At 65.9% G+C, this 4,719-nt stretch carries 4 protein-coding genes and 1 pseudogene; 4 read left to right on the top strand and 1 reads right to left on the bottom strand.

From position 1 onward, the window contains the following. Positions 1-2 precede the first annotated feature (2 nt). Complete coding sequence (locus BG842_RS09155; protein WP_083252480.1) at positions 3-1,286, top strand: ATP-binding cassette domain-containing protein; 1,284 nt, start codon at positions 3-5, stop codon at positions 1,284-1,286. Positions 1,287-1,359: 73 nt separating this feature from the next. On the opposite strand, the gene BG842_RS09160 is transcribed toward BG842_RS09155, so the two are convergent. Next, positions 1,360-1,668, bottom strand: coding sequence for a hypothetical protein (locus BG842_RS09160; RefSeq protein ID WP_007978553.1), 309 nt, complete (start codon positions 1,666-1,668; stop codon positions 1,360-1,362). 363 nt (positions 1,669-2,031) lie between these two features. Between BG842_RS09160 and BG842_RS09165 the strand changes: the two genes are divergently transcribed. The 3 genes and pseudogenes from BG842_RS09165 to BG842_RS09175 all read left to right on the top strand — a co-directional run. After that, positions 2,032-3,561 carry an NAD(P)/FAD-dependent oxidoreductase gene (locus tag BG842_RS09165; RefSeq protein WP_069450524.1) on the top strand — a complete coding sequence of 510 codons (1,530 nt, stop codon included), beginning with the start codon at positions 2,032-2,034 and terminating at the stop codon, positions 3,559-3,561. A gap of 19 nt (positions 3,562-3,580) precedes the next feature. Then, positions 3,581-4,408, top strand: a complete 828-nt coding sequence (locus BG842_RS09170) for a prenyltransferase (RefSeq protein WP_069450525.1) — start codon at positions 3,581-3,583, stop codon at positions 4,406-4,408. After that, positions 4,401-4,719, top strand: a pseudogene (locus BG842_RS09175) (carotenoid biosynthesis protein); the annotation flags it as partial. The gene BG842_RS09170 and the pseudogene BG842_RS09175, both read left to right, overlap by 8 nt.

Consider the following 4,719-nt stretch of genomic DNA (forward strand, 5'->3'; position numbering starts at 1 on the left):
TGATTCGAATCGAGGACGTCTCGATAACGCTCGGCGAGAACGAGGTCCTCGACGGCGTGTCGGCGTCCATCGACGAAGGGCGTTTCGTCGGCCTCGTCGGGCCGAACGGGGCGGGCAAGACGACCCTCCTCCGCGCGACCAACGGCGCCCTTTCGCCCGATTCGGGCCGCGTGGTTGTGGACGACGACGCCATCGCGGACCTCTCCTCGAAGGCCGCCAGCCGTCGCGTGGCGACCGTGCCACAGGACACCTCGCTCTCGTTCGATTTCGACGTGCGCGACGTGGTGGCGATGGGCCGAAACCCGTACCGGACCCGCTTCGGGAGCGAAATAGGCGGAAAAACCGCGCGGAACGACGGATTTGACGGGGAAACGGGGACCGATGTGGTGGAACGCGCGATGGAACGAACTGAGGTGTCGGCGTTCGCCGACCGCTCCATCACCGAGGTCAGCGGCGGCGAGCGCCAGCGCGTGTTACTGGCGCGGGCGCTCGCACAGGACACCCCCGTCCTCCTGTTGGACGAACCGACCGCCAGCCTCGACATCAATCACCAAGTCCGCACGTTCGAACTCGTCCGCGAACTCGTCGCCGACGGGAAGACCGTCGTCGCCGCGATTCACGACTTGAACCTCGCCGCCCACTACTGCGACGAACTCCTGCTCCTCGCGGACGGGTCCGTGCTCGCCGACGGAACCCCCACCGAGGTACTCGCCGAGGAGACCCTCCGCGAGGCGTTCGACACTCGCGCGGTGGTCTCCAGACACCCCGTGACCGGCTCGACCTACGTGACCGCGCTCCCCGAGCGGACCGCCGGAACCGACGGCGATGGCGACGGGGGGGATGACGGGAGCGGTCGGGTGCACGTCATCGGCGGCGGAGGAACCGTCTCACGACTCCTCTACCTGCTCTCGGCAGCGGGCCACGAGGTGTCCGTCGGCGTGTTGAACGAGGGCGACTCGGACCTCGAAACCGCCCGCCACCTCGGACTGGAGACGGTCGCCGAAGAGCCCTTCGCGCCCATCGGCCCCGAGGCGCGAACCGCCGTCGAGCGGCGCATCCGCGAGGCCGACGTGACCGTCATCGCCGACGTGGAAATCGGGACGGGCAACGTGGCGAACCTGGACGCCGCCGCCGAGGCGGAATCGGTCGTCGTCGTGGAGGAACGACCCTTCGAGGACAGGAACTACGCCGGAAGCGAGGCGGCGGTTCGGTACCGGTCGCTCCGCGAGCGCGGAACGGTGGTGTCCCCGGACGACCTCCTCTCGGCGGTCGCCGACGCGGTGTGACCGTCGTCGGAATCTCGGTTTTGTGTCACACTCTCCGTCGCCGTTTGTCCGCATACAAGGGACGCTTACGCCGTCACGACCGGTTCGCGTAGCGCCGTTGTGCCAGTTCGAACAGCATCAGCGCGGCGAAGGCGCTCGCGGCGAGCATGACGATGGCCGCGATGCCGACCGGCACGGACGGCGCGATGACGGCCGCGGTTCCCAGCAGGGCACCCGAAACGAGCGCGGTGAGAAACCGCTTGATGCCGGTGAACGAGGCGAACTTCTGTGCGACCGTCGGGTCGAGCCCCACGATTCGGGACCAGACGACGTAGAGCGAGACGACGACGAGAAACGACAGCGCGGCGACACCCAACAACAGAAAGAATGCGTCAAGTTCCACGTGGGTTCGACTCTATTGCTACTCAGGGTGAGGTACGCGGACATAAGTCTACCGAATGATAGTATCGAAAGCAAGGGAGATAGCGCAGTGTGGGGTCTACGGTATCTCGGGATGAGAACTTACGTGAGAGGATTGGTGACACTTTGGGAGGAAGCCAACCTCCCGCCAGAGCCTCCGGCACCGCCGACATACGCGTGCTCACACTGACTGACGCGCCCGAGTCAGGAAGGGGCGCATCCGTTTCTATGACTTCCGCCACCTTTGTTATACGCCCGCTAAACCACCGAAAAACCGACCTTATGCACACCGGAACCCAACACGTCGGGGGGTCGTTTTTATCAGTTTCGCGCCCCCACATCCGGTATGAATCTCGCGGACAGCACCGTCGTCGTCGTGGGGAGCGGCTTCGGCGGGCTTTCGACTGCGTGCTACCTCGCCGACGCGGGCGCGGACGTGACGGTTCTCGAAAAGAACGAACAGCTCGGCGGCCGCGCGAGCAGACTGGAGGAAGACGGCTTCCGGTTCGACATGGGTCCGTCGTGGTATCTCATGCCCGACGTGTTCGAGCGCTTTTTCGGTCACTTCGACCGCACGCCGAGCGACTACTACCGACTGGAGCGACTCGACCCGCACTACCGTATCTTCTTCAAGGACGGCGACGGGCGGGGGAACGAAAACGGAGATGGGAGCGAGAACGGAACCGAAGGGGTCGATTTCGTCGATATCCTCCCGGAGTTGGAGAAGAACAAGAAGCTGTTCGAGTCGTTCGAACCGGGCGCTGGCGAGGCGCTCCAGCGCTATCTCGACCAATCCGAACAGAACTACGGCGTCGGAATGGAGCACTTCGTCTACACCGACCGCTCTCGGTTCCGGGATTACGTCTCGATGGACGTTGCGCGGAACGCCCGCGGGCTGAACCTCCTCGGGTCGATGCAGGACCACGTGGAGCAGTACTTCGACGACCCGCGACTCCAGCAGATAATGCAGTACACGCTGGTCTTCCTCGGCGGGTCGCCGAAGAACACGCCCGCCATCTACAACCTGATGAGCCACGTCGATTTCAACCTCGGCGTCTACTACCCGGAAAACGGTCTCGGCGGCGTCGTGGACGGCATCGTCGAACTCGGCGGGGAATTGGGCGTCGAGTTCCGAACCGACTACGAGGTGACGGACATCACGGGTCACGAGGGCGATTTCTTCGTCCACAGCGGCGACGAGCGACTCGCGGCCGACCTCGTGGTGAGCGACGCGGATTACGCCCACACGGAACAGGAACTGCTTCCACCCGAATCCCGCCAGTACGACGCCGACTACTGGGAGTCCCGGACTTACGCGCCGTCGGCGTTCCTCCTGTACCTCGGCGTGGAGGGCGACGTGGAACCGCTCGCCCACCACACGCTCGTCCTGCCCGAGGACTGGAACGAGCACTTCGACCGGATATTCGATACCCCGTCGTGGCCCGACGACCCGGCCTACTACCTCTGCGTTCCGAGCAAGACCGACGATTCGGTCGCGCCCGAGGGACACAGCAACCTGTTCGCGCTCGTCCCCATCGCGCCCGGACTGCCCGACGGCCCGGCGATACGCGAGAACTTCCGCGAGAAACTGTTGGACGACATCGAGGCGAACACGGGCGTCTCGCTCCGCGACCGCATCGTCTTCGAGGAGTCCTTCTCCGTCTCGGAGTTCGCCGACCGCTACAACAGCACGAAGGGAACCGCGCTCGGCCTCGCCCACACGCTCCTGCAGACCGGGCCGATGCGCCCCGGTCACCGGTCGCCGACGGTCGATGGCCTGTATTTCACCGGGTCGTACACCACACCCGGCATCGGCGTCCCGATGTGTCTCATCAGCGGCCAACACACCGCGGACGCCATGGTCGAGGACCACTAACGTCGAGTACCGACACACGATGATCCGTTCCTTCCTCACGCTGTCGAGGCCGCGATTCTGGCTCTATCTCGCCGGGCCGGTACTGGTGGGTTTGACCTACGGCGCATCGACCGTCGGCGACCTCCTCTCCCCCGTCTCGGTCGCCCTGTTCGTCTACTTCCTGTTCCCGGCCAACGTCTTCCTCTACGGCATCAACGACGTGTTCGACGCCGACGTGGACGAGGAGAACCCGAAGAAAGAGGGACGAGAATCGCGGTATCGAGGGGACCGAGCGGTTCCCGTCGCGGTCGCGGTCTGTGCCGCGCTCGGCGTCGGGTTCCTGTTCGTCACGCCGTCCGCGGCGTGGCCGTGGCTCGTCGGCTTCCTCGTCCTCGGCGCGGAGTACTCCGCGCCGCCGCTCCGGTTCAAGACGACGCCGTTCCTCGACTCGCTCTCGAACGGGCTGTACGTCCTCCCGGGCGCGGCGGCCTACGCGGCGCTCGCCGGGAGTCAGCCCCCACTCCTCGCCGTGGTCGGCGGGTGGTTCTGGGCGATGGGAATGCACACGTTCTCCGCGATACCCGACATCGAACCCGACCGTCGCGCCGGGATTCGGACGACGGCGACGGTGCTCGGGGAGTCCCGAACCCTCGCTTACTGTGCCGTCTGCTGGCTCCTCGCGGCGGGGCTGTTCGCGCTCCTCGACGTCCGCGCGGGACTGCTCCTGCTGGCGTACCCCCTGCTCGTCGTCGCGTGGGTCACCCGTGACGTGGACATCGCACGCGCCTACTGGTGGTATCCGGCCATCAACACCGTCGTCGGGGCCGTGTTGACCGTGGGCGGCCTGTGGGGTGTCGTCCGTGGATAGACGCGCCGCGGAGGCGCGGTTTTCCGCGCTCGTCCGCGAGAACCGGTTCACCATCGCGGTCGTCTTTCCACTCATCGGTGCCGCGCTGTTCGTGGTGGGGTACGAGGCGTGGCTCCCGGCGTGGCTCGCGCGGAACCCCTTCCTCATCATCTTCGGGACGCTCGTCATGCGCTCGCCGCTCGTCGCCGGGTTGACGCCGCTCGTGGACCGACGGGCGGGGTATCGCGCTCCTCCTGTTGACGGCCTACACGTACGCCATCGAGTTCCTCGGCGTGACGACGGGGTTCCCGTACGGGAAGTTCCACTACGTC

Origin of the sequence: Haladaptatus sp. W1, from assembly GCF_001723155.1 — an archaeon.
GTDB lineage: Archaea > Halobacteriota > Halobacteria > Halobacteriales > Haladaptataceae > Haladaptatus > Haladaptatus paucihalophilus.